Source organism: Plantibacter elymi (nom. nud.) (assembly GCF_900177795.1).
GTDB classification, from domain to species: domain Bacteria; phylum Actinomycetota; class Actinomycetes; order Actinomycetales; family Microbacteriaceae; genus Plantibacter; species Plantibacter elymi.
This window is the reverse complement of record NZ_FXWJ01000002.1, coordinates 622,528-647,016: the sequence shown is the minus strand read 5'-3', so window position 1 is coordinate 647,016 and position 24,489 is coordinate 622,528. Positions and strand designations below refer to the sequence as shown.

The window sequence follows — 24,489 nt, the reverse complement described above, 5'->3', positions numbered from 1 at the left end:
ATCATTCCTGAGCTCCCCACCGGATAAGCTGGTGGGGAGCTCAGGCGGTTAAATGACAGACAATTCCCTGGCGGCAGACGCGTCGCCCGACCACCAGCAGCGCCCCCGCGGCAAACGCGGAGCGCTGCTCTTCCTTCGCGACCTCCTCATCATCTTCGTGGTCGCGCTGCTGGTCTCCTTCCTCATCAAGACCTTCCTCGTACGGTCGTTCTACATCCCGTCCGGGTCGATGGAGAACACGCTGCAGATCCAGGACCGCATCCTGGTGAACGAGCTCGTCCCCGACGTGGTCTCGCTGAACCGCGGCGACGTGGTCGTGTTCCAGGATCCGGGCGGCTGGCTCCCGCAGACGGTCGAGGCTCCGCAGCCTCCCGTCACCGCAGCCGTCGAATGGGTGCTGTCGATCTTCGGCCTCGTCGCTCCCGACAGCGACGACCACCTCATCAAACGCGTCATCGGCCTGCCGGGCGACCACGTGTCGTGCTGCAACCCCCTCGGGCAGATGACGGTCAACGGGGTGCCGCTGAACGAACCGTACGTGAAGCTCCCGGCCGGCACTGAGAAGGTGTCCGGAGACGCGTTCGACATCGTCGTCCCCGAAGGCTCGCTCTGGGTCATGGGCGACAACCGGTACAACTCGAAGGACTCCCGGTACAACGGCGACACCCCCGGTGGGGGCTTCGTCCCGATCGACAACGTCGTGGGGCGCGCGTTCGTCATCACCTGGCCGTCCAGCAACTGGGCCTGGCTCGACAACTACCCGTCCGTCTTCCAGGGCATCCCCGCCCCAGAAGAGGAGTGATGGCCGTCAGCGAACCGACCCTCGAGGTCGAGCACGGACTGTTCGCTGCGGGTGTCCCGTCGGTCATCGGCATGGACGAGGTGGGCCGCGGGGCGATCGCCGGCCCGGTGGCCGTCGGCGCTGCGGTCGTCGCCCCGGCGTGTGGGCCGTTCCCTGAGGGACTCCGCGACTCGAAGCTGTTGAGCGAGCGAGCGAGGACCCGCCTGGAACCGTTGGCTCGCGAGTGGGTGTTGTACGGTGCCGTCGGGCTCGCGAGCCCCGCGGAGGTCGACGAGCTCGGCATCACCGCGTGCCTCGGACTCGCCGGCCGTCGGGCGCTGCTCGAACTGCACGCCGTCGGCGCGGACGTCACGGGATCGACCGTCCTGCTCGACGGCAACAGCGACTGGTTGAGCCGGGCGCTCCAGCGACCGCTCACCATCACCACGAGGGTAAAAGCGGATCGGGACTGCGCGTCGGTCGCCGCGGCGTCCGTGCTTGCCAAGGTGCACCGCGACCGACTGATGATCGAGTTGCACGAGGCACTGCCGGAGTACGGGTGGGAGGGCAACAAGGGGTACGGCTCGGCGCATCATCTGTCGGCCCTCTCCGAGCACGGCCTGACCCTCCACCACCGGAGCAGCTGGCTGCCCGCCTACACGTAGACTGGAGAGACCATGGACGAAGACGAGTTCGAAGACTACGACCGCGAGGTCGAACTGGCCCTCTACCGCGAGTATCGCGATGTCGTGGGTCAGTTCAAGTACGTGATCGAGACCGAGCGCCGGTTCTACCTCGCCAACGAGGTCGACCTCGTGCGACGCGACACGGCGAACGACTTCTACTTCGAGCTCTCCATGACCGACGTCTGGGTGTGGGACGTCTACCGTTCCGACCGGTTCGTCAAGAGCGTCCGAGTGCTCACCTTCAAGGACGTCAACGTCGAGCAGCTGTCCTCGCGTGACTTCGAGCTCCCGAAGGAACTCACGCTCGACGAGTAGGGCGCAGTCCCCGCGATCGACAGCGCTCCACAGGCGCGCTTCTTCACGCGCTCGTCGACGACAGACTCACCTCCGGGTAACGCGCCTCGTCTGCACGCTTGGCTGGATGCCAGGAGGTGCACATGGCACGGAAGGACGAGCTCGGCCGACGCGGCGAGCAACTGGCGGCGGATCATCTCGAGGCGTGCGGATACCGCATCCTCGACCGCAATTGGCGATGCCCGCAGGGCGAACTCGACCTCGTTGCGGACGACCACGGCACGCTGGTCTTCGTCGAGGTGAAGACGCGTTCGGGCGTCGGCTTCGGTGATCCCGCGGAGGCGGTCACGCTGAGCAAACTGGCCCGGATCGGTCGCCTCGCCGGAGCCTGGTGCGCTGAGCACCGACCGCGCTCGAGGCGCATGCGCGTCGACGTCGTCGGCATCGTGCTGCCCTCCGAAGGGGACATACGACTCCAGCACCTGCGGGGAGTCTCCTGATGGCCGTCGCACGCACCTGGTCGGTCGCGCTCGCCGGCCTCACGGGCGCGATCGTGGAGGTCGAGGCGTCAGCTGCCGCGACCGTACCGGGCATGGCGATCGTCGGCCTTCCCGACAAGTCGCTCGGTGAGGCCGCGCACCGCATCAAGAGTGCGACGGCGAACTCCGGCTGCGAGCTGCCCGGTGGCAAGCTCACGATCAACCTGTCTCCCGCGTCGCTGCCCAAGCAGGGGAGCGCCTTCGACCTCTCCATGGCGATCGCCTGTCTCGCCGTGGGCGGCCTGGTCCGCCGGGAGTCCGCCGAGCGGGTCGTCCATCTCGGTGAGCTCGGGCTCGACGGTCGGCTCCGTCCGCTCGTCGGGGTGCTGCCGGCCGTCCTCGCCGTCGCCCGCGCCGGCTACGACGCGGTGATGGTGCCGACGGCCAATGTCGAGGAGGCGCAGCTCGTGCCCGGCGTCACGGTGATCGGGGCGACCTCGCTGCGCGATGCGGCCATCTGGCACGGTGCAGAACTGTCCGCGATCGACCTCGAACCCGTCCGGCAACGCGTCGACCGGCTACCCACGCCCGACCCGCTCGATCTCGCGGACGTGGTCGGACAACCGGAGGCGGTCGACGCGATGGTCGCTGCGGCGGCCGGCGGGCACCACGTCATGATGGTCGGACCTCCCGGTGCCGGCAAGACCATGCTGGCCGCCCGGCTCCCCGAGATCCTTCCCGACCTCGAGCCCGAGGCCGCGGTGGAGGTCAGCTGCCTCCGCTCGCTCATCGGTCTGCCGCCTGACGGCACGCTCGCCCGACGACCACCGTGGGAGAGCCCACATCACTCGTCATCGGCAGCGGCGATCATCGGTGGTGGTTCGCGCCAGATCCGGCCGGGGGCAGCTGCGCGCGCGGCGCACGGCGTGCTCTTCCTCGACGAAGCGCCGGAGTTCCGCGCCGACGTCCTCGACTCGCTGCGTCAGCCACTCGAAGCCGGCGTGATCACCGTGCATCGTGCACACGGCAGCGCGACGTTCCCGGCCGCCTTCCAACTCGTCCTCGCTGCGAACCCCTGCCCCTGTGGTCAGTACGGCACGGCGGACGGCGTCTGCACCTGTCCACCGCAGGCCCGTCGACGCTATCTCGGGCGGATCTCGGGGCCGCTCCTCGACCGGATCGACATCCGCGTCCGGGTGCACCGGATCACCTCGGCACTGACGAGTCTCTCGCAGGAGGGCGGTGTCTCCACCACTGAGGCTCGTTCCCGCGTCGAAGCGGTGCGGGCCGCGAGTGCCGAGCGGTTGGCCGGCACCGGCTGGACCACGAACGCGCAGGCGAGCGGCACCTGGCTCAGGAGCCCTCGGATGCGGCTGCCCAGATCCGTCACCAGCGCGTTGGACCGCTCCCTCGAGCGGGGAGGGATCACCATGCGCGGCTACGACCGCATCCTCCGATTGAGCTGGACGCTCGCCGACCTCGACGGGGCCGGCAGCCCCACAGCCGAGCACTTGGGGCGCGCCCTCTTCCTGCGGAAGGGCATCTCATGAGTGCGTGGTTCGGCTTGGACCGCGAGTTGATCGAACGCCTCGTCCGAGGACTCGGCGGCCTGGAGTCGGCCGAGGCCGCGGGCAATCCTCGCGCAGATGGAGGTGCCGAGCACGTCCCAGAGGCCGACGAGAACGTCGGCACCGCCGGGATACGGGCGGCCTTCGCTCGGGCAGCCTGGACGATGATCGCTGAACCGGGTGACGGCGTCGCCGGGCTCGTGGTCGGTGCGCTCGGCCCAGCGGGCGCGCTCTCAGCGGTCCTGGAACGGGTGGGGCCGACCGAACTGCAGCGCCGCATCCTCGGCAGCGAGTGGTCCAGCGGCTCGGGCTCGACGTCTGCCGATGCCGAGTCCGAGGATCCCGCCGCGATGCCCGCTTCACGCGTGCTCGGAAGTGCGCTGGAACGCTGGCGCCCCCGTCTCGTCTCGGCTGACCTCGTCGCCGCCTGTGAGACGGCGATCGAGGTCGGCGTTCGACTACTCCTGCCCGGCGTTCCGGGCTGGCATGCGGGGTTCGACCACCTCGGTGTGCACGCGCCGCACGCCCTCTGGCTGCGCGGTTCTCCCGACGCGCCTGCGGGAGGACGCGCCATCGCGTTGGTCGGGGCCCGGGCTGCGTCCGGTTACGGCGAGCACGTCACCCTCGAGGCGGCGGCCGGGCTCGTCGATCGGGGCTTCGTGATCGTGTCTGGTGCCGCGTACGGCATCGACGGCGCCGCGCACCGAGCCGCGCTCGGGAGCGGAGGTGTGACCGTGGCCTACCTCGCAGGCGGGGTCGATCGGCCGTACCCAGCCGGTCACGATGCGCTCATCCGTCGGATCCGCGAGTCCGGCGGAGCCGTCATCAGCGAATCACCGTGCGGGTCCACGCCGTCCAAATGGCGATTTCTGCAGCGGAACCGACTCATCGCCGCAGCCGCGGCTGCGACGGTGGTCATGGAGGCCGGAGACCGCTCCGGGTCGATCAACACGGCCGGACACGCTGCGTCCCTCGGGCGTCCGCTCGGAGCCGTGCCCGGCCCGGTCACGAGTCCGTCGTCGGCTGGCTGTCACCGCCTGATCCGTGAGTACGCCGCCACCTGCGTGACGAATGCCGAGCAGATGGCGGAGCTCGCCGGGTGGACCGCGCTCGACGCGGACGCGCAGGCGTTCGCCTCACCAGAGGAACGCCGGGTCCGTGATGTGATGAGCGCGCGCTCGCCGCGCACCGTCGAGGCCCTTGCGAAAGCCAGTGGTCTGAGTCCTCGTGAGGTCGGCGGACTGCTCGGTGCGCTCGATCTGGCCGGGGTCGTCGAGGAACGTGAACGGGGGTGGGTGCTCGTCGGGGGACGGGCGTGAGGTGATCGGTCGGCGGGGGAAGACCACGGCGTCGGAGGCGTGGGGCATGCTGTCCACGTGGACATCTGGAGCAGCATCGACGGGTTCTCGGAGCACCTCGCTTCCGAGCGTCGGCTGTCGCCGCAGACCGTTCGCGCTTACACATCCGACCTCCGGCAGCTCGCCGACTTCGCCACCGGACGCGACGTCGAGCTCGTCGACGGCGTGACGCTGGACCTCCTCCGCGACTGGCTCTGGGCGGCCTCGGAAGCCGGTTCGTCCAAGGCGACACTCGCCAGACGCACGGCCACGGCCAAGGCCTGGAGCGCCTGGCTCCTGCGCACCGGCAGGGTCGATTCGGACGTCGCGGCGCGTCTCCGGAGTCCGAAGACGGGGCGGACTCTGCCACGCGTCGTCAGCCGGGGCCCGTTCGACGACCTCCTCGCAGGGCTCGAGGACCGCGCCGCATCGGGGGAGCCGAACGCCCTCCGCGACCTCGCGGTCGTCGAACTGCTCTACGCGTCAGCCCTTCGCGTGTCCGAGCTGTGCGGACTCGACCGGGACGACCTCGACCTCGACCGACTCACCGTCCGTGTCACGGGCAAGGGTGACAAGGAGCGGGTCGTTCCGTTCGGCGTCCCTGCTCAGTCGGCAATCGTCGACTACCTCACGAGCGCCCGCCCGCAGCTGGTCGCCCGTGCAGCCGCGAACGACCGCGGGCCGACGCCCGGCGCAGCCCTCTTCCTCGGCGCGCGCGGAGGGCGGCTCGGCCCGCGCGCGGTCTACACGCTCGTCGCCCGGCTCCTCGACGCCGTGCCCGGTGGTGGTCCGGCAGGGCCGCACGCCCTGCGGCACACCGCCGCGACGCACCTGCTCGACGGGGGAGCGGACCTCCGCGCGGTCCAGGAACTCCTCGGCCACGCGAGTCTCGCGACGACGCAGATCTACACACACGTCTCCGTCGAACGCATCAAGGAGAGCTACCGCAACGCCCACCCGCGGGCCTGAGCCGCCGCTGTCGCGGTCAGCGGGAGCAGGACGGCGGGTGGCACCTCGCCGAGCAGCAGCATCGGATTGACGTAGACGCCGTCGAGCCGCACCCCGAAGTGCACGCAGCTGTCGGCGCAGTGCCCGCCGACGCCGACCGTCCCGATCGGTGCCCCGCGGGTCACGCGGCTGCCGACCTCGACCGAACCCATCACCGGCTCGATGCTTGAAAGGTGTCCGTCGTCGTGCCGGATCACGACGAGTGGGCGGTCGACCACCGTCCCGCTGAACGTCACGACGCCGGCGGCTGCTGCGGCCACCGGCTGACCGGGCGATGCCGCGATGTCGACACCCCGGTGGCCGGCGCTGTACGGGTCGGGCGGCGCGACGAACGGCTCGGTGACGACGTGCGGGGGAGCGATCGGCCAGCTCCAGGCCGGCGCAGCCCGAGACGTGCTCACGGGTGCGAGGAACACCAGGCAGGAGATGAGGAACCGGCTCGCGATCGAGGTCATCATGATCCGAGCCTGGCGGGCTCGGGAAAGCGAAGGCAGTTGGGCGCTTCGGAGCGGGGAGGCGGACGTGGTCGGACGGCCTGTGGAGCGCCGTCATCACGGTGGCCTGATGCTATGCTGAACGGAGCACCTCGCTCGTCGGGGTGACTACGCGTGCCATTTCGGCCACCACTTCCAATCGGTCCTCGCTCTCCGGAGCGTGGCGGACGTGCGCCGGGCACCAGGGACGAGGCCATCCGGTCCGTCAGACAACCGAGGCACTCCCACCCGTCCGCGTCAGCGGTGCGGTGGCGAGCGCAGAACAGGAGAACGGCTCATGGCCGTCGTAACCATCCGCCAGCTGCTCGACAGCGGCGTGCACTTCGGGCACCAGACCCGCCGTTGGAACCCGAAGATGAAGCGCTTCATCTTCACCGAGCGTTCCGGCATCTACATCATCGACCTGCAGCAGTCGCTCGGCTACATCGACCAGGCCTTCGACTTCGTCAAGGAGACGGTCGCCCACGGCGGCACCATCCTCTTCGTCGGCACGAAGAAGCAGGCGCAGGAAGTCATCGCCGAGCAGGCGACGCGCGTCGGCCAGCCCTACGTCAACCAGCGTTGGCTCGGTGGCCTCCTCACCAACTTCCAGACGGTGTCGAAGCGACTCGCCCGCATGAAGGAGCTCGAGGAGCTCGACTTCGAAGACGCCTCCAAGAGCGGCTTCACCAAGAAGGAACTCCTCATCAAGAAGCGCGAGCTGGACAAGCTCCACAAGTCGCTCGGTGGTATCCGCAACCTCTCGAAGACGCCGTCGGCGCTCTGGGTCGTCGACACCAAGAAGGAGCACCTCGCGATCGACGAGGCGCGCAAGCTCGGCATCCCGGTCATCGGCATCCTCGACACCAACTGCGACCCCGACGAGGTCACCTACCCGATCCCGGGTAACGACGACGCGATCCGTTCCGTCGGCCTGCTGACGCGCATCATCGCCGACGCCGCCGCCGAGGGTCTCATCCAGCGCCACCAGAAGCCGACCGAGGGCGACGCCCCGGCCGAGCCGCTCGCCGAGTGGGAGCAGGAGCTGCTCCAGGGTGGCGAGCAGGGTTCCGCCGAGACCGAGAAGGTCGCCGATGAGGCGATCGCCGCAACCGACGCCGTCGAGGCAGCCCCGGCTGTCGAAGACGTCGAGGTCGCTGCAACCGAGTCCGCCGCCGACGCCGAGGGCGCAGCTGCCGCCGTCGTCGCCGACGAGAAGTAATCAAGGAGGACACCAGCAATGGCCAACTTTTCTCTCGCTGACCTGAAGGTGCTGCGCGAGCAGCTCGGCACCGGCATGGTCGACACCAAGAACGCACTCGTCGAAGCCGATGGCGACGTCGAGAAGGCGACCGAGATCCTGCGTCTCAAGGGTGCGAAGGGCAACGCGAAGCGTGCCGACCGCTCCACGAGCGAGGGCCTCGTCGCCGCGAAGGAGAACGGCGACACCGCCACGCTCATCGAGCTCGCCTGCGAGACCGACTTCGTCGCGAAGGGTGAGAAGTTCCTTGCCCTGGCCGACCTCGTCCTCGACGCAGTCGTCGCCGCCGGCGCGACCACCGTCGAAGAGGGGAACGCGGCTCCGGCCGACGGCAAGACCGTCGCCGAGGTCATCGCGGACTCCGCTGCGATCATCGGTGAGAAGTTCGAGCTCCGCCGCCTCGCGGTGGTGCACGGTGAGCACTTCGCCGTCTACCTCCACAAGACCAACAAGGACCTGCCCGCGCAGGTCGGCGTGGTCGTCGGCTACACGGGCGACGACGCGGAGACGGCTCGCAGCATCGCGCAGCACATCTCGTTCGCCAACCCGTCCTACCTCAGCCGCGACGACGTCCCGGCCGACGAGGTCGAGAAGGAGCGCGAGATCGTCACCGAGATCTCGAAGAACGAGGGCAAGCCCGAGGCTGCACTGCCGAAGATCGTCGAGGGCCGCGTGACCTCGTACTTCAAGCAGGTCGCGCTCCTCGAGCAGGACTACGCCAAGGACAACAAGCTGTCCGTGCAGAAGGTGCTCGCTGACGCGGGCCTCACCGTGACCGGGTTCGCCCGCTTCAAGGTCGGCGCGTAGCAGTTGTGACGGGGTCCGGATCGCCAGTGGCGATCCGGACCCCTTTGCGTGCGCGGGCATACCCGTGCACGTGGGATCGGTGACGATCCAGCCAGCGAGTCGACGGCTGTCGCGGACAGCGGGCGGCTCCTGGCGCTAAGTTGTGTGAGGGACGAGGAAGGACAGGCGGATGCCGGAGAAGAAGCGCAGGGTACTGCTCAAGCTGTCAGGTGAGGCGTTCGGAGGCGGCCAGTTGGGCGTCAACCCCGACGTGGTCGGGTCCATCGCCCGCGAGATCGCTGAAGCGACCGCCGAGGTCGAGGTCGCAGTGGTCGTCGGAGGCGGCAACTTCTTCCGCGGCGCCGAGCTCAGCCAGCGCGGCATGGACCGCGGCCGAGCCGACTACATGGGCATGCTCGGAACGGTCATGAACGCCCTGGCGCTCCAGGACTTCCTGGAACAGGCCGGCGCCGCCACGCGCGTGCAGTCGGCCATCGCCATGACGCAGGTCGCCGAGCCCTACATCCCGCTCCGTGCCGAGCGGCACCTCGAGAAGGGTCGCGTCGTCATCTTCGGAGCGGGCGCCGGGCTCCCGTACTTCTCGACCGACACCGTCTCGGCGCAGCGCGCGCTCGAGATCGGAGCCGTCGAGGTCCTCGTCGCCAAGAACGGCGTCGACGGCGTCTACACCGCCGACCCCCGCGTCGACCCGACGGCGACGAAGATCGACACCATCTCCTATCAGGAGGCGCTCCAGCGCGGCCTCAAGGTCGTCGACTCGACGGCCTTCAGCCTCTGCATGGACAACGGCATGCCGATGCGCGTCTTCGGCATGGAGCCGGCCGGCAACGTCACGGCGGCCATCCGCGGTGCCGCTATCGGCACCCTCGTCACCTCCGCCTAGGCGGCAGGGCGGCCAGGCCGAGGCCCGCCGCCCGACTAGACTGAACCCAGTAATGCAATCAAAGGAGTGCTCGTGATCGCGGATGTCCTCTCGGATGTTGGTACCCGGATGTCGAAGGCCGTCGAGGCCGCGAAGGATGACTTCGCCACGGTGCGTACGGGTCGCGCCAACCCCCAGCTGTTCCAGAAGGTCCTGGTGAGCTACTACGGCACGCCGACGCCGCTGGCGCAGCTCGCCTCCCTGCAGAACCAGGAAGCTCGCACGATCGTCGTGACGCCCTACGACAAGTCCGCACTGCGCGACATCGAGCAGGCGATCCGCGACATCCCGAACCTCGGCGCCAACCCGACGAACGACGGCACCGTCATCCGGGTCACCATGCCCGAACTGACCGCTGAGCGTCGCAAGGAATACGTCAAGATCGTCCGCGGCAAGGGTGAAGACGCGAAGGTGTCGATCCGCAACATCCGTCGCAAGGGCAAGGACGACCTCGAGGCGCTCAAGAGCGAGGTCGGCGATGACGACGTCGCACGCGGCGAGAAGGAGCTCGAAGCCGTCACGAAGTCGCACATCGACGCCCTTGACGCCGCGCTGAAGGCCAAGGAGACCGAGCTGCTCTCCATCTGAGCCGCTGTCCCACCGCTGATTCCGTTCGCCGACCGGTCCCTCGACCGACGGCACGCCCGCTGGAGGTACCTGTGGAAGACGATGTCGCTCCCGGGCGATCGAGCGATCCGTCGAAGCCCGAACCCGGCCGGTCCGGCAAGTCGGGTTCGCAGGAATTGCGTTCCCAGCTGAAGGACCGCCGCGCGAAGTTCGAGCGGCAGGTCGACGCCAAACGTGCCGACATCGAACGGCAGGTCCAGGCGACGAAGGCGCAGTTCGACGCGACGAACGAACGCATCGAGGCGCGGGTCGGCCGCAACCTCGTGAACGCCATCCTCATCGGGGTGGCCGCGGGCGGCATCATGCTCGTGAGCCTGATCATCTTCAAGGTGATCTTCGTCGTCCTGGCCTCGGCCGTGGTGGCGTTCGCCACGCTGGAGCTGCGGAAGGCCCTCGAGCAGACCGGGCGCAGGGTGCCGGCGATCCCGACCGTCATCTCGGCCGTCGCGATGCAGCCGGCGGCGTTCTTCCTCCACGACGTCTGGCGATGGTCCGTCGTCCTGCTCGGCATCCTGCTCGTCATCGTCTGGCGCGTCGCCGAGCAGGCCACCGCCTCCAAGCGGACGGACCTTCCCACCCTCGTCCGCGACCTGGCGTCCGGGACGTTCATCCAGGTCTACGTCCCCTTCCTCGCGTCCTTCGCCGTGTTCCTGGTCGCCCAGCCCGAGGGCGAGTGGTGGACGCTGGCGTTCCTGATCCTCGTCATCTGCGTCGACGTCGGCGCCTATGTGAGCGGCCTGTCGTTCGGGAAGCACAAGATGGCGCCGGTGATCAGCCCGAACAAGACCTGGGAGGGCTTCGCCGGGGCAGGGGTCGTCTCGGTCGTGGCCGGCGTGCTGCTCGCGATCCTCATGCTCGGTGTTCCGTGGTGGGTCGGTGTCCTGCTCGGTCTGCTGCTCCTCGGCAGTGCCACGGTCGGCGACCTCGCGGAGTCGCTCATCAAGCGCGACATCGGCGTGAAGGACATGAGTTCGTGGCTGCCGGGACATGGCGGATTCCTCGACCGGCTCGACTCGATCCTGCCGTCGGCGGTCGTCGCCTACGTGGTCTACCTCCTGTTCGGCGGACTCGCGGTCTGAGTCCGACATCGGTCCGATTTCGCCTGATCAGCCCCTCATGGGGGAGAATGGTCCGGTGAGCACGATCTTCCCCACCTCAAAACGTTCGAAGCGTGGCTACGATCCGGCCGAGGTCGACGAGTTCCTCGACCGCGCTCGCGCCGCCTACGGGCAGGACACCGATGCCGACGCCGACGCGATCCTGAGCGCGGAGGACATCCGGCACGTGGCGTTCCGACTCGTGCGGGGCGGCTACAGCACCGAGCACGTCGACGCGGCGCTCGAGCGACTCGAGGATGCCTTCTCGCTCCGCGAGCGGGAGCGGTCGGTCGAGGAGCGCGGCGCCAAGGAGTGGCTCCGCGACGCCCGCGGCACCGCACAGGTCATCCTCAACCGGCTGACGAGGCCCGAGGGCCAGCGGTTCCAGCGCGTGAGCCTGCTCGCCCGCGGATACAGCCGCAAGGACGTGGACGCCCTCGCGGATCGCCTCGTCGCCTACTTCCACGACGGCACACCACTCAACGTCGACCGAGTCCGCACGGCCGTGTTCCGCAACGAGTGGGCCGGATACCGCGAGTCGCAGGTCGACGCCCTGCTCGACAGCGTCGTGGACGTCATGCTGGCGGTTCGCTGAGCGTCGGGCGACCAGGTGGCCTGATCAGGCATTCTCGGCTACCATCGATGCATCGTGCCTCAAGACTCAACTGACGTGACCCCGTGGAAACCATCAGCCCAGCCGAACACCGGTAAGGCGGTTCAGCCCTACCGTCGGCCGCGCTCTCGCGGCAAGAAGGTCCTCGGGATCTTCGCCGCGACGGCTGCGTTCGGCTTCGTGGCCGTGACGATGGTCGACCCGACCTCGAGTGTCGTGGCGTCCTCCTATGCGGAGAAGCAGGCGCAGTTCGGTGGCAACGCCGCGCAGTCGGTCGTCGCGAGCTCGAACTACCAGTACACCTTCGCCCGCGACAGCTACGAGGTCGTCGCTCCGCCTCCGCCGCCCCCGGTGGCGACGCCGGCCGCGACCGGCGGCGGTTCTTCGTCCACGGGCAGCGCTCCCGCGGCAGGCACGCCCGACCCGGGTACGGCTCAGGCCATCGCCTACGACATGGTCATGGCCAACGGCTGGGGCGAGGGCGAGTACAGCTGCCTCGTCTCCCTGTGGAACCGCGAGTCGGGTTGGAACGTGTACGCCTACAACGCCAGCTCCGGCGCCACGGGCATCCCGCAGGCGCTTCCCGGCTCCAAGATGGCCTCGGCCGGAGCCGACTGGGCGACCAACCCCGCGACGCAGATCACCTGGGGTCTCGGATACATCACGAGTCGGTACAGCACGCCGTGTGGCGCGTGGGCCCACTCGGAGTCCAACGGCTGGTACTGACCGGGACCGCTTCCCGACACGGTCGTGGAGGCTGAGCCTAGACTTGACCCATGCCCCGACACCACCGCCACCGGCCACGGCCCGGCGACGACGAGGGTAACGGTCTCGAGCGGCTGATGGCGGGGTGGAAACGCACCGAGGACCATCGAGACGGATCCTGGTTCGTCCAGCCCGTCAGCGGTTCCAGTGCGCAGAAGACCTATGTGTGTCCTGGATGCGGACAGTCCATCCCGCCCGGTACCGCCCATGTGGTGACGTGGCGCGCTGACGGGGTCCTGGGCGACCAGGCCGACATCGCTGCCCGACGGCACTGGCACTCCCACTGCTGGCGGATCCGGTGAACGCCCGGACGCCGCGGATCGACCCGACCACACTGCCCCGGAGGACTGACTCATGACCGACACCATCGAGATCCGTGGTGGCGCCGAGCTCCCCGCCGTCCGAGAGGAGATCGAGCTGCACACGGCCGACGGCCTGACCCTCGTCGGCGAGCTCGCGGTGCCGGCCGACGGCGAGATCGTCGCGACCCTGGTGACGCTCCACCCGCTGCCGACCGCCGGCGGGTTCATGGACTCCCATGTGCTCCGGAAGGCCGCGGCGCGCCTGCCGGCACTCGCGGGGATCGCGGTGCTCCGCTTCAACACCCGCGGCACCTCGTCTCCTCGAGGGACGAGCGACGGCGCGTTCGACGGCGGCGTCGGCGAACGGGCCGATGTCGAGGCCGCACTGGCGTTCGTGGCCGAGCGCGGGCTTCCGCATCCGTGGATCGTCGGATGGTCGTTCGGGACCGAGCTGGCCTTGAAGTACGGTCGCGACCCGGTCGTCGACGGCGTGATCCTCCTCTCTCCGCCGCTGCACCGCACGACGGAGGACGAGCTCCGGGCGTGGGCCGGCGACGAACGGCCATTGGTCGTCCTCGTGCCCGAGTTCGACGACTACCTCCGCCCCGCGGAAGCGGCGGAGCGGTTCGGCGTCCTCCCCGGGGCCACCCTCGTCCCGGTGGACGGTGCCAAGCACCTGTGGGTGGGGGAGAGCCAGACCCGACGCGTGCTCACCGAGATCGTCGCTGCAGTGCGTCCCGAGGCGCTGCCGCTCCCGACCCACTGGCCGGCCCCCGGCCTCCCAGCGGCCGTCTAGCCGCCTCCCAGTCACTTCCGATATCCTGAACCACCTGCGTCTCCTGCCGGCCCGACCAGCCGGATCCCGTCGGACGCAGGGTCACCCGCGTCGCTCCGACGCCAGAGGAGAGTAATCCGTGCGTTTCGTTCTCGCCATCGCCGCGTTCGTCGTGGCAGCCGTCATGATCGTGACGGGAATCGCGCAACGGACCGTGTTCCTCCCGCCCGGCACCTTCAGCCTGTCCACGACGGTCGACAGCGGCGATCGGTTCATCGTCATCCCCGGGAGCGTGCTGCAGTCGCAGCCGGGAGCGCAGTCCATCGTGGCGAGCGCCGGCGGAGGCGACACACAGGTGTTCATGAGCTACGGGCGCTCCGACGACATCGCGGCCTGGCTCGGCGACGAGCCCTACAGCCGCGTCGGCGTAAACAGTGCCGGCACCGCCCTGACGTCCACGACCGTCACCGCCGAGGATGACGCCACCGACGACGGGGCGACCCCGAGCCCGGAGCCGTCGGCGACGCCGGCCCCCGAGGCCACCGACGACACCACCACCTCCGAGAAGGGCCCGGACCCGCGCGGATCCGACCTCTGGCTCGGCGAGTACGACGAAGCGGGCGCGGTCATCGCGACGATGAACCTGCCGAAGGACATCGACGTGCTCATCGCGACCGACGGTACGGCCGCCGCTCCGGATTCCCTCCGCCTCTCCTGGCCACTCGACAACGCCACCCCGTGGGCCGGTCCGCTGATCGCCGGTGGCATCCTCGTGCTCCTCGCCGGCATCGTGCTCTACCTCTCGGGGATCCAGCGCATGCGTCGTTCACGAGGCCCGCGTCGCAAGGGTCCGGGACAAGGACAGAAGGGCATCACGAAGATGTCGAGACAACCGAAACCGCGTCGCCCCCGTGAACTCGGAGCCGGCAAGACGAAGCGCTCCCCGCTCCGCCGCTCCCTCGTCGTGGGCGTCCCGCTCGTCCTCATCGGCACGCTCGGCCTGAGTGGCTGCTCCCAGGACTACTGGCCGACCATCGGAGCGCCGTCACCGACGCCCACCGTCACCGCGACGGACCTGCCGGCCGACAGTCAAGACCAGGACTTCGCGGCGCCCGTCGTCACCGTGCCACAGGTCGAGCGGATCGTGTCCCGGATCTCGACCGCGGCCTCAGAGGCAGATGCGGCGCTCGACGGCACCGCCGCCGCCGTCCGGTTCTCCGGGCCGGCGCTCGAGGAACGCACCGCGAACTACGCCCTCCGCGCGAAGGTGGCCGACGCCGCTGGCGCGACGCCCATCCCCGCGTCGCCCGTCACGCTCACGCTGCCTCAGGCGACGGACGCCTGGCCTCGGACGGTCATGACCGCCATCCAGGACAAGGCCGACGAGACGGTGTCGCCGACGGTCCTCGTGATGACCCAGCAGGACCCACGGTCGAACTACCAGGTCGTCTACGCGGAGAAGCTCCTCGAGGGCGCCCGACTCGAGAACGTCGCGCCCGCGACCATCGGTGCCGCGAGCGTCCCGCCGGACTCGAAGCTGCTCGTCATGCCGCCGGAGGAGATCGCCGCGGCGTACGCCGACATCATCACGAACGGCGACGCGAGCACCTTCGCCGGTCTGTTCAACGCTGACGGCGACGTCTTCCGGACGCAGGTCGCCGCGGACCGCGCGACGAAGGCCGCCAACCTGCCGACGACGGCGAGCATCGCCTTCTCGGCGGCTGCCGGCACCGGCCCGAACGTCGCGCTGGCGACCAACGACTCCGGCGCGATCGTCGCCGTCAACGTGCAGGAGGGCGAGGTGGTCTCCGTCGTCACAGCCGGTGCTACCGTGAAACCTCAGGGTGCGGTCGCCGCGCTCTCCGGGATCACCGAGAGCGCGAAGGGGACACAGGCCACCTACGGCGACCAGCTCCTGTTCTACGTGCCAGCCGTCAACTCCGGAGAGAAGATCACCTTGCTCGGATTCACCCAGTCCCTCATCGCCGCATCGGAGCTCCCGTGAGTGCCGCGGAGCCGAGCGCAGCACACCTGCGCGGTGCCGTCGACCTCTCCGGCCTCGCGCGTCGCCACCAGGCGCCGCCCGCCGGTGCGCCGGCCCAGCCAGGCGCGCCTGCAGAAGCGCCCGGCGCGACGACCGACCAGACCGTCCAGGTCCCGTCCCTGGTCTTCGACGCGACGGACGACGGGTTCGGTCAGGTCGTCGAGCTGTCCTCCGTGGTGCCCGTCGTCATCGACCTCTGGGCCGAATGGTGCGGACCGTGCAAGCAGCTCTCGCCGGTGCTCGAGCGCCTGGCCGCGGAATACGCCGGCCGCTTCGTGCTCGCCAAGGTGGACGTCGACGCGAACCCGCAGCTCTCCCAGGCCTTCCAGGCACAGTCGATCCCGATGGTCGTCGCCGTCGTGGGCGGACGCCCGGTGCCGATGTTCAACGGCGCGATCCCGGAGTCGCAGGTGCGCGACGTGATCGAGCAGCTGCTGCAGCTGGCCGAGCAGAACGGGGTCTCCGGTCGGGCCGTCGTCGCCGATGGTGACGCTGCAGCCCCCGTCGAGCCCGTGGAAGAGCCGCTGCCGCCCCTCCACGCCGAGGCGTATGAGGCCATCGAGCGCGCCGACTACCCGACGGCCATCGCCGCGTATGAGAAGGCCATCGCGCAGAACCCGAAGGACGACATGGCCGTGGCCGGCCTCGCCCAGGTCCGTCTGCTGCACCGCCTCACGGGGAAGACCCTCGATGAGATCCGCGGGCGAGCGGCCGCCGCTCCCGACGACCTCGACGCCCAGCTGACCGTCGCCGACCTCGACCTCTCCGGAGGACACCTCGAGGACGCCTTCGACCGTCTGCTGACGCTGTTCCCCGACCTCGATCAGTCGGGCAAGGACACCGTCCGGACGCGCCTGCTCGAGCTGTTCCAAGTCGCCGGCGTCACTGATCCGCGCGTCATGAAGGCCAGGGCCCGGTTGACCGGCCTCCTCTACTGACCGATACGCGACGAAGGCCCGCCTCCTGAGGGAGGCGGGCCTTCGTCGTGCATCCGGGTGCTCCGGAAGCCTGGTCAGCTGACGTGCTTGAGCCAGATCATGCCGAGCGGGGGGAGCGTGAGCTCGGCGGAAGCCGGGCGGCCTGCCCACGGTGACGCCGACGCCTCGATCGATCCGTAGTTGCCCACGCCGGATCCGCCGTACTCCACGGCGTCGGTGTTGAGGAGTTCCTCCCACCGACCCGCGCGAGGCAGACCGACCCGGTACGGGCCGACGGGGGCGCCGGAGAAGTTGACGAGCGCGGCGATCACGTTGCCGTCGTCGTCCCAGCGCAGGAAGGAGAGCACGCTGTTCTGCGCGTCCCCGGCGTCGAGCCATTCGAAGCCGGCGGCGTCGTGGTCCAGGGCCCAGAGGGCCGGGTGCTCCGTGTACACGGCGTTGAGCCGGGACACGAGGCCGAGCAGTGCCCGGTGGCTCGGCTGGTCCAGGATCCACCAGTCCAGACCGCGTTCCTCCGACCATTCGGAGGGCTGACCGAACTCCTGGCCCATGAAGAGCAACTGCTTGCCGGGGTGGGACCACATGAAGGCGAGGTAGGCCCGCATGTTCGCGAGCTGCTGCCAGTGGTCACCGGGCATCTTCGCGAGGAGCGACCCCTTGCCGTGGACGACCTCGTCGTGGCTGATCGGCAGGAGGAAGCTCTCGCTGAAGGCGTAGACCATCGAGAAGGTGATCTCGCCGTGGTGGTGTGACCGGTAGAGCGGGTCGTGCTCGATGTACTGGAGCGAATCGTGCATCCAGCCCATGTTCCACTTCAGGCCGAACCCGAGTCCGCCCTCGCTCGTCGGCGCGGTGACGCCAGGCCAACTCGTCGACTCCTCGGCGATCATGACGATGCCGGGGTTCCGCCGGTAGGCCGTCGCGTTCGCCTCCTGGAGGAGACTGATCGCTTCGAGGTTCTCGCGCCCGCCGTGGACGTTCGGCAGCCACTCGCCGTCCTTCCGCGAGTAGTCGAGGTACAGCATCGAGGCGACGGCGTCGACGCGCAGGCCGTCGACGTGGAACTCCTCGAGCCAGTAGAGGGCGTTGGCCACGAGGAAGTTCTTGACCTGGGGCTGCCCGAAGTCGAAGACGAGGGTGCCCCAGTCCGGCTGTTCGCCACGCCGCGGGTCGGGGTGCTCGTAGAGGGGCAGACCGTCGAAGTTCGCGAGGGCCCACTCGTCCTTGGGGAAGTGGCCGGGCACCCAGTCCATGAGGACGCCGATCCCCGCGCCGTGGAGACGGTCGATCAGGTACTTGAGGTCGTCGCTCGAACCGAAGCGGCTCGTCGGTGCGTAGTAGCCGGTGACCTGGTAGCCCCAGGAGCCGCCGAAGGGGTGCTCGGCGAGTGGCATGAACTCGACGTGCGTGTAGCCGAGCTCCGCGATGTACTCGATGAGCTGGTCCGCGAGGTCCCGATAGCCGAGCCCGGGACGCCAGGAGCCGACGTGGAGCTCGTAGACGCTCATGGGTCCGTTGTGCGGGTCGCTCGCGGCGCGCCGATCGAGCCACGCCTCGTCGGTCCAGCGGTAGTCGCTGACACCGGTCACGGACGCGGTTGCGGGGGAGCGCTCGGTGAACCGGGCCATCGGGTCGGACCGACGGACCCAGTCGCCGCGCTGGGTCAGGATCTCGAAGCGGTACAGCTCGCCGGCGCCGATGGTGGGGATGAACAGCTCCCAGACACCCGTCGCACCCATGTTGCGCATGGCGTGCGCCGTGCCGTCCCAGGAGTTGAGGTCGCCGATGACCCGGACCGCGCGTGCGTGCGGTGCCCAGACGGCGAACGCGGTGCCGGCGACCGACTCGGCGACCCCACGCAGCTCGGTGACGTGTGCGCCCAGGGCGTCCCAGAGTCGTTCGTGGCGACCCTCGCCGATGAGGTGCAGGTCGAGTTCGCCGATCGACGGCGCGAAGCGGTACGGGTCGTCGGCGTTCCAGATCGACCCGTCGCTGTAGCGGGCGTCGAGCGTGTAGTCGATGATGCCGTCGACGTGGAACCCCTGCCAGATACCGGCGCGGACGTGCGCGAGCTCGACGCGCGCTCCGTTGGCGAGCACCGCCGTCACCTGCTCGGCCAGCGGGCGTCTGGCGCGGACGACCACGAGGGGGTCGCTCACTCCGCCGAGGTCGACCAGGTGCTGGCCGAGGATCTCGTGCGGATCGTGGTAACGGCCCTCCGCGACGGCGTCGAGGATCCAGTCCTCGACGGAGGGGAGCGGGAGCTCCCGGGGCGCCGGCGTGGCGTCGACCGGCATCGGTGCGGCTCGACGGCCGGAGCGCTTCGGTGCAGCGGCTCCGTCTGGGGTCACGGGGCTGGTCGTCATGGTCGGATCCTCACGCTCAGGATGTGCACGGGCTCGGTGAAGGCGTCGAGGCGCACGAAGTTGCTGTCGGACCAGATCCACTCGGCTCCCGTGACGAGGTCCGTGACGTCGAAGCTGCCGCCCGGGACACCACCGAACACGGTCTGGTCGAGGTGCACCATGGTCTGTCGGACCGAGTGCGGATCGAGGTTGGCGACGACGAGCAGGGTGTCGTGCTCACCGGTGCCGGTGAACCGCTGATCGAGATGCTTGCTGAAGACGAGGATCTGGTCGTCGTCGCTCCAGTGGAAGCTGATGTTGCGCAACTGCCGGAGGGCGGGATGCGCACGCCGGATCTGGTTGAGCAGAGTGAGGTACGGCGACAGCGAGGTGCCGGCGGTTTCCGCAGCGGCCCAGTCCCGCGGACGGTACTCGAACTTCTCGCTGTCGATGTTCTCCTCGGCACCGGGACGGGCGACGTTCTCGATGAGCTCGTACCCGGCGTAGACCCCCCACGTCGGCGCGGCGGTCGCGGCGATCGCCGCACGCACCTTGTACGCCGCCCGGCCACCGAACTGGAGGTACTCGGTGAGGATGTCGGGGGTGTTGACGAACAGGTTGGGCCGGAGGAAGTCGGCGGTCTCGGTCGCTGCCGCACCGAGGAACTCCTCGAGCTCCTCCTTCGTGTTGCGCCAGGTGAAGTAGGTGTAGCTCTGCTGGAACCCGACCTTCGCCAGACCCTGCAGCAGGGCCGGACGGGTGAAGGCCTCTGCGAGGAACACGACGTCGGGGTCCGTCCGGTTGACGGTCGCGAGCAACCACTCCCAGAAGTCGAGCGGCTTGGTGTGGGGGTTGTCGACGCGGAAGATGCGGACGCCGAGCGAGATCCAGTGGCGGACGATGCGCAACACCTCGGCCCGGATGCCCTCGGGGTCGTTGTCGAAGTTGACCGGGTAGATGTCCTGGTACTTCTTCGGCGGGTTCTCGGCGTACGCGATCGTGCCGTCGGGGAGGGTCGTGAACCACTCGGGGTGCTCGGTCACCCAGGGGTGGTCCGGCGACGCCTGGAGGGCGAGATCGAGGGCGACCTCCAGGCCGACCTTCTTCGCCTGGCGGACGAAGGCGACGAAGTCCTTCTCCGTGCCGAGGTCGGGATGGATCGCGTCATGACCGCCCGCGGCACCACCGATCGCCCAGGGGGAGCCCGGGTCGTGCTCGCCGGGTGTGAGGGTGTTGTTCGGTCCCTTGCGGAACGTCACGCCGATGGGGTGGATGGGCGGCAGGTAGAGGACGTCGAACCCCATCGCGGCGACGGCCGGCAACCGCCCGGCTGCGCTGCGGAAGGTGCCCGACGTCCAGGAGCCGTCCGGGTTCCGCTCGGCACCCTCCGACCGCGGGAAGAACTCGTACCAGGAACCGACGCCGGCCCGGGTGCGCTCGACGCGGACCACCCGCTCGTCGCTCGCGCTGGTGAGGCCGGCGAACGGTCGGCGATCGGCGATGGCCAGGAGTTCGGGGTCGTCGAGCACCGCGAACCGGGTTTCCGGCTTGGCGTCGGTGTCGCGGAGGAGCTTGGCGGCGGCGGTGAGGAAGCGGCGGTCCTTCGCCGGGCGGAGCTTGTCCGACGCGGCGCGCTCGAGGAGTTCCGCGCCGATGAGGTACATGAGCTCGACGTCGACACCGGCCTCGATCTTGACCCGGGCGTTGTGCTCCCAGGTCGCGAACTCGTCGGCGAAGGCGCGGACCTGGTATCGCCAGGTGCCCTCCGTCGCGAGTTGGACCTCGACCTCGAAGCGGTCGGTGCCCGGGGCGCCCGGAGCCATCCGATGCGCGACCGTCTTCCCGCGCGGATCGGTGAGCAGGAGCTCGACACCGATGAGGTCGTGTCCTTCGCGGAACGCGGTCGCACCGAACGGCACCACCTCGCCCGCGAACGCCTTGGCCGGCCAGCGGCCACCTTCGACCGAGGGGGTCGGATTAAGGATCGGGATGCGCCCGATGCTCGGGGACAGCGTGAGCGACACCGGTACGGCGTCGTCGACGGTGGAGGACTGCGGTACTGACTTCGGCATAGTGCGTTCCATCTCCTTCGGTGCCACTGGTCCGACCGTACCGCGAAACGACCACCGATGAAGGGGCGCGCGGGGTGTCGCGCGTCATGCTAAGGCCTCGGGCGCTGCCGTGTCCCGGGCGACCGCCCGATGAGCGTTCGGGTGCGTTCCGCGGTTGCCATAGAGTGAGCGCGTGAAGGCTATCCGCAGGTTTACCGTCCGCGCGCTCATCCCCGAGTCCCTGACCTCGCTCACCGCCCTCGCTGCGAACCTGCGGTGGTCGTGGCACGAGCCGACGCAGCGCCTGTTCGACGAGATCGCGCCGGACGTCTGGCGCGAGTCCGACCACGATCCGATCAGCGGCCTCGGACTCGTGACACCGGAGCGACTGGCGGAACTCGCCGCCGACGCGGACTTCGTCGGCCGGGCCGACGCCTTGCACGCCGACCTCCGCCGATACCTGGAAGAGCCGCGGTGGTACCAGGGCCTCCCGGACCCGAAACCGCAGACGATCGCCTACTTCTCGCCCGAATTCGGTATCGCCGCGGCCCTGCCGCAGTATTCGGGCGGCCTCGGCATCCTCGCCGGCGACCACCTGAAGAGCGCGTCCGACCTGGGTGTGCCGCTCGTCGGCGTGGGTCTCCTCTACCGCTCCGGATACTTCGCGCAGTCGATCACGAACGACGGCTGGCAGCAGGAGTCCTATCCCGTGCAGGACCCCGACGGACTCCCGGTCACGGTGCTCCGGGAACCGGACGGGACACCGGTCACCGTCACCCTGGCGCTCCCCGACGACCGGAGCCTGTCGGCACGGGTCTGGATCGCCGAGGTCGGTCGGGTGCCACTGCTGCTGCTCGACACGGACATCCCCGAGAACGTCGCCGACCTGCGCGGGGTGACGGACCGGTTGTACGGCGGTGGCGGCGAGCATCGACTGCTGCAGGAACTCCTCCTCGGCATCGGCGGCGTCCGAGCGATCAAGCAGTGGAGCGAGCTCACCGACCACGCGTTGCCGCAGGTCTACCACTCCAACGAAGGCCACGCCGGTTTCCTGGGGCTCGAGCGGATCAGCGACCTCGTCGGGAACGGACTCTCCTTCGATGAGGCGCTGCAGCTCGTGCGGGGCGGGACCGTCTTCACGACGCACACCCCCGTTCCGGCCGGGATCGACCGGTTCGACCGCGAGGTGATCACGCGCTACTTCAGCGGTGACCTGCTCCCGGGCGTCGCCGCACCGGACGTCCTCGCACTCGGCGACGAGACGGCGAACGGCGGCTCGGCCGACGTGTTCAACCTGGCGATCATGGGCCTGCGTCTGGCGCAGCGCGCGAACGGCGTCAGTCGGTTGCACGGCGAGGTGAGCCGCGCGATGTTCCGAGGCCTCTGGCCCGGCTTCGACGTCTCGGACGTGCCGATCACGTCGATCACGAACGGAGTCCACGCCCCGAGCTGGACGGATCCGTCGCTCGTCGACCTCGCCGTGGACCGGTGGGGGACGACCGACACGAGTCGAGCGGACTGGTCCGATCCGTCGCTCTCGGACGCCGAGCTCTGGTCGCGGAAGCACGGGATGCGGGAGCGCCTCGTCGCCGACGTGCGGCGTCGGATCGCCGACGGGTATCGGAGCCAGAACCCGCAGGCGGTGCTCCCGTCCTGGATCGACGAACTGCTCGACCCCGAGGTGTTGACGATCGGGTTCGCCCGGCGCGTGCCGAGCTACAAGCGGCTCACCCTCATGCTGCGCGATCCCGATCGACTGCGCGCGATCCTGCTCCACCCCGAACGGCCCGTCCAGATCGTCGTCGCGGGCAAGGCGCACCCGGCGGACGACGACGGCAAGCGGCTCATCCAGCGCCTCGTGCAGTTCGCCCAGGATCCCGAGCTCCGATCGCGCATCGTCTTCCTGCCGGACTACGGCATCGGGATGGCCAAGACGCTCTACCCCGGCTGTGACGTGTGGTTGAACAACCCGCTGCGTCCGCTCGAGGCCTGCGGAACGTCCGGCATGAAGGCCGCACTCAACGGGGCCCTGAACCTGTCGATCCTCGACGGATGGTGGAACGAGTACGCGGACGGCGAGAACGGTTGGGTCATCCCATCGGCGGACGGGGCGGCGGATGACGAGGAACGCGACGCCCTCGAGGCCACAGCGCTGTACGAGATCCTCGAGCACCAGCTGGTGCCGCGGTTCTACGAGCGCGGGGACGACGGTCTGCCGCAGCGTTGGATGCAGATGGTGCGACACACGATCTCGACGCTGTCCGAACCACTCAGCGCCGACCGCATGGTCCGCGAGTACACGGAGCGCATGTACCTCCCGGCGGCGGCGATGGAGCGCGAGCTGAACGCGTCTGATCAGCAGCGGGCGCGCGAGCTGGCGGCCTACAAGCAGCGGGTCCGCGAGGCCTGGCCGCAGCTGGCGGTCGCCCATGTCGAGAGCGGCGGCGTCGACGCGGTCCCGCAGGTCGGTGACGTGCTGCGGCTGCGCGCCTACGTCCAGCTGGGATCGCTGTCACCCGAGGACGTGACCGTCGAGGTGGTCTGCGGGGTACCCGGTGCCGGGGGAGAACTGCTCGACATCCGGACGCAGCCGCTCGAGCAGCAGCAGTCCCCGTCGACGAGTCGGCCGGAGCACACGCTCGAGTACGCCGGGACGCTTCCCCTCGATCGGGCCGGCGGGTTCGGCTACACGGTGCGCATCGTGCCGAGACACGAGCTGCTCCTCACCCCCGCGGAACTCGGGCTCGTCGCCGTGGCGGACCAGTAGGGCGATCTCCTCCGACGCGCCGGTGCGACCCTCGGACCGGTGCGTCGAGGGATCCGACTATCTGGCGATCCGCGCGACGACGGCGGCGACGGCCGTTCCGAGGTCGGACGGGGCGAGTTCGAGGTCGAACCCGCGCCGACCACCTGAGACCAACACCGTCTCGTGCTCGAAGGCGCTCTCGTCGAGCACCGTCGGGAGCGTGGTGCGCTGCCCGATCGGGCTGATGCCGCCGACCACGTAGCCCGTCTTCCGCTCGGCGACGGCAGGATCCGCCATCGTCGCCCGCTTCCCGTCGAGGGCCGCCGCGAGCGCCTTGAGGTCGAGTTGGTCGGCGACCGGGACGATCGCGACGACGAGCGACCCGTCCACCTCCGCCAGCAGGGTCTTGAACACCCTGGGCGGGTCGACCCCGAGCGCCGTGGCGGCTTCGAGACCGAAGGCCGTCACCGACGGGTCGTGGTGGTAGGACCGCGGGGTGAAGGGGATGCCCAGCGAGGTCAACGTCACCGTCGCCGGGGTGCCGCCACCCTCGGCCCTGCGTTTCGCCAT

At 69.5% G+C, this 24,489-nt stretch carries 23 protein-coding genes; 19 read left to right on the top strand and 4 right to left on the bottom strand.

The features are described 5' to 3' along the window. The first annotated feature begins 52 nt into the window (after positions 1-52). From lepB to CCK91_RS07875, 7 genes are all read left to right on the top strand, one after another. Complete coding sequence (lepB, locus tag CCK91_RS07905) at positions 53-802, top strand: signal peptidase I (protein ID WP_086473557.1); 750 nt, start codon at positions 53-55, stop codon at positions 800-802. After that, complete coding sequence (locus CCK91_RS07900) at positions 802-1,446, top strand: ribonuclease HII (RefSeq protein ID WP_086473556.1); 645 nt, start codon at positions 802-804, stop codon at positions 1,444-1,446. The genes lepB and CCK91_RS07900 overlap by 1 nt, the downstream gene beginning before the upstream one ends. 12 nt (positions 1,447-1,458) lie before the next feature. Next, complete coding sequence (locus CCK91_RS07895) at positions 1,459-1,782, top strand: DUF2469 domain-containing protein (protein ID WP_071260887.1); 324 nt, start codon at positions 1,459-1,461, stop codon at positions 1,780-1,782. 122 nt (positions 1,783-1,904) lie between these two features. Beyond that, positions 1,905-2,261 carry a YraN family protein gene (locus tag CCK91_RS07890; protein ID WP_086473555.1) on the top strand — a complete coding sequence of 119 codons (357 nt, stop codon included), beginning with the start codon at positions 1,905-1,907 and terminating at the stop codon, positions 2,259-2,261. Continuing rightward, the gene (locus CCK91_RS07885; protein ID WP_086473554.1) at positions 2,261-3,790 is read left to right on the top strand and encodes a YifB family Mg chelatase-like AAA ATPase; all 1,530 of its coding nucleotides are present in this window, start codon (positions 2,261-2,263) and stop codon (positions 3,788-3,790) included. Before CCK91_RS07890 ends, CCK91_RS07885 begins: the two co-directional genes overlap by 1 nt. Further along, on the top strand, positions 3,787-5,127 hold the full coding sequence (dprA, locus tag CCK91_RS07880) for a DNA-processing protein DprA (protein WP_086473553.1): 1,341 nt from the start codon (positions 3,787-3,789) through the stop codon (positions 5,125-5,127). Before CCK91_RS07885 ends, dprA begins: the two co-directional genes overlap by 4 nt. A gap of 57 nt (positions 5,128-5,184) precedes the next feature. Next, a complete protein-coding gene (locus CCK91_RS07875; protein WP_086473552.1) occupies positions 5,185-6,114 on the top strand; it encodes a tyrosine recombinase XerC in 930 nt (309 codons plus the stop codon). On the opposite strand, the gene CCK91_RS07870 is transcribed toward CCK91_RS07875, so the two are convergent. Next, positions 6,087-6,611 (bottom strand): M23 family metallopeptidase, encoded by a 525-nt coding sequence (locus CCK91_RS07870; protein ID WP_086473551.1) that lies wholly within the window; start codon positions 6,609-6,611, stop codon positions 6,087-6,089. The genes CCK91_RS07875 and CCK91_RS07870 overlap by 28 nt on opposite strands. 313 nt (positions 6,612-6,924) lie before the next feature. On the opposite strand from CCK91_RS07870, the gene rpsB reads away from it, so the two are divergent. The 11 genes from rpsB to CCK91_RS07815 all read left to right on the top strand — a co-directional run bounded on the left by rpsB (position 6,925) and on the right by CCK91_RS07815 (position 16,777). Next, positions 6,925-7,848 carry a 30S ribosomal protein S2 gene (gene rpsB, locus CCK91_RS07865; RefSeq protein ID WP_064295105.1) on the top strand — a complete coding sequence of 308 codons (924 nt, stop codon included), beginning with the start codon at positions 6,925-6,927 and terminating at the stop codon, positions 7,846-7,848. A gap of 18 nt (positions 7,849-7,866) precedes the next feature. Next, positions 7,867-8,694, top strand: coding sequence for a translation elongation factor Ts (gene tsf / locus CCK91_RS07860; protein ID WP_064295106.1), 828 nt, complete (start codon positions 7,867-7,869; stop codon positions 8,692-8,694). A 169-nt stretch (positions 8,695-8,863) separates the two neighbouring features. Then, positions 8,864-9,577, top strand: coding sequence for a UMP kinase (pyrH, locus tag CCK91_RS07855; RefSeq protein WP_056006822.1), 714 nt, complete (start codon positions 8,864-8,866; stop codon positions 9,575-9,577). Positions 9,578-9,649: 72 nt separating this feature from the next. Then, positions 9,650-10,204, top strand: coding sequence for a ribosome recycling factor (gene frr / locus CCK91_RS07850; protein ID WP_086473550.1), 555 nt, complete (start codon positions 9,650-9,652; stop codon positions 10,202-10,204). Between the two features lie 71 nt (positions 10,205-10,275). After that, a complete protein-coding gene (locus CCK91_RS07845; protein ID WP_229938583.1) occupies positions 10,276-11,322 on the top strand; it encodes a phosphatidate cytidylyltransferase in 1,047 nt (348 codons plus the stop codon). A gap of 55 nt (positions 11,323-11,377) precedes the next feature. Beyond that, positions 11,378-11,935, top strand: coding sequence for a DivIVA domain-containing protein (locus tag CCK91_RS07840; protein WP_231884326.1), 558 nt, complete (start codon positions 11,378-11,380; stop codon positions 11,933-11,935). A 75-nt stretch (positions 11,936-12,010) separates the two neighbouring features. Beyond that, entirely contained in the window at positions 12,011-12,679 is a 669-nt protein-coding gene (locus CCK91_RS07835) for a hypothetical protein (protein WP_079705666.1), read from the top strand. Positions 12,680-12,729: 50 nt separating this feature from the next. Continuing rightward, complete coding sequence (locus CCK91_RS19920) at positions 12,730-13,020, top strand: hypothetical protein (protein WP_071260877.1); 291 nt, start codon at positions 12,730-12,732, stop codon at positions 13,018-13,020. Positions 13,021-13,072: 52 nt separating this feature from the next. Beyond that, positions 13,073-13,816, top strand: a complete 744-nt coding sequence (locus CCK91_RS07825; RefSeq protein WP_086473549.1) for an alpha/beta hydrolase — start codon at positions 13,073-13,075, stop codon at positions 13,814-13,816. A gap of 118 nt (positions 13,817-13,934) precedes the next feature. Then, entirely contained in the window at positions 13,935-15,800 is a 1,866-nt protein-coding gene (locus CCK91_RS07820) for a hypothetical protein (RefSeq protein WP_086473548.1), read from the top strand. Beyond that, positions 15,797-16,777 carry a tetratricopeptide repeat protein gene (locus CCK91_RS07815; protein ID WP_086473547.1) on the top strand — a complete coding sequence of 327 codons (981 nt, stop codon included), beginning with the start codon at positions 15,797-15,799 and terminating at the stop codon, positions 16,775-16,777. Before CCK91_RS07820 ends, CCK91_RS07815 begins: the two co-directional genes overlap by 4 nt. Before the next feature lie 74 nt (positions 16,778-16,851). Here CCK91_RS07815 and glgB read toward each other — a convergent pair whose 3' ends face one another. Beyond that, positions 16,852-19,074, bottom strand: coding sequence for a 1,4-alpha-glucan branching protein GlgB (gene glgB / locus CCK91_RS07810; protein ID WP_086473817.1), 2,223 nt, complete (start codon positions 19,072-19,074; stop codon positions 16,852-16,854). 65 nt (positions 19,075-19,139) lie between these two features. After that, complete coding sequence (locus CCK91_RS07805) at positions 19,140-21,194, bottom strand: alpha-1,4-glucan--maltose-1-phosphate maltosyltransferase (protein WP_086473546.1); 2,055 nt, start codon at positions 21,192-21,194, stop codon at positions 19,140-19,142. A gap of 172 nt (positions 21,195-21,366) precedes the next feature. Between CCK91_RS07805 and glgP the strand changes: the two genes are divergently transcribed. Beyond that, positions 21,367-23,940, top strand: coding sequence for an alpha-glucan family phosphorylase (glgP, locus tag CCK91_RS07800; protein WP_086473545.1), 2,574 nt, complete (start codon positions 21,367-21,369; stop codon positions 23,938-23,940). A gap of 57 nt (positions 23,941-23,997) precedes the next feature. Here the strand turns inward: glgP and ybaK are convergent, their stop codons facing one another. Next, positions 23,998-24,489 (bottom strand): Cys-tRNA(Pro) deacylase, encoded by a 492-nt coding sequence (gene ybaK, locus CCK91_RS07795; RefSeq protein WP_086473544.1) that lies wholly within the window; start codon positions 24,487-24,489, stop codon positions 23,998-24,000.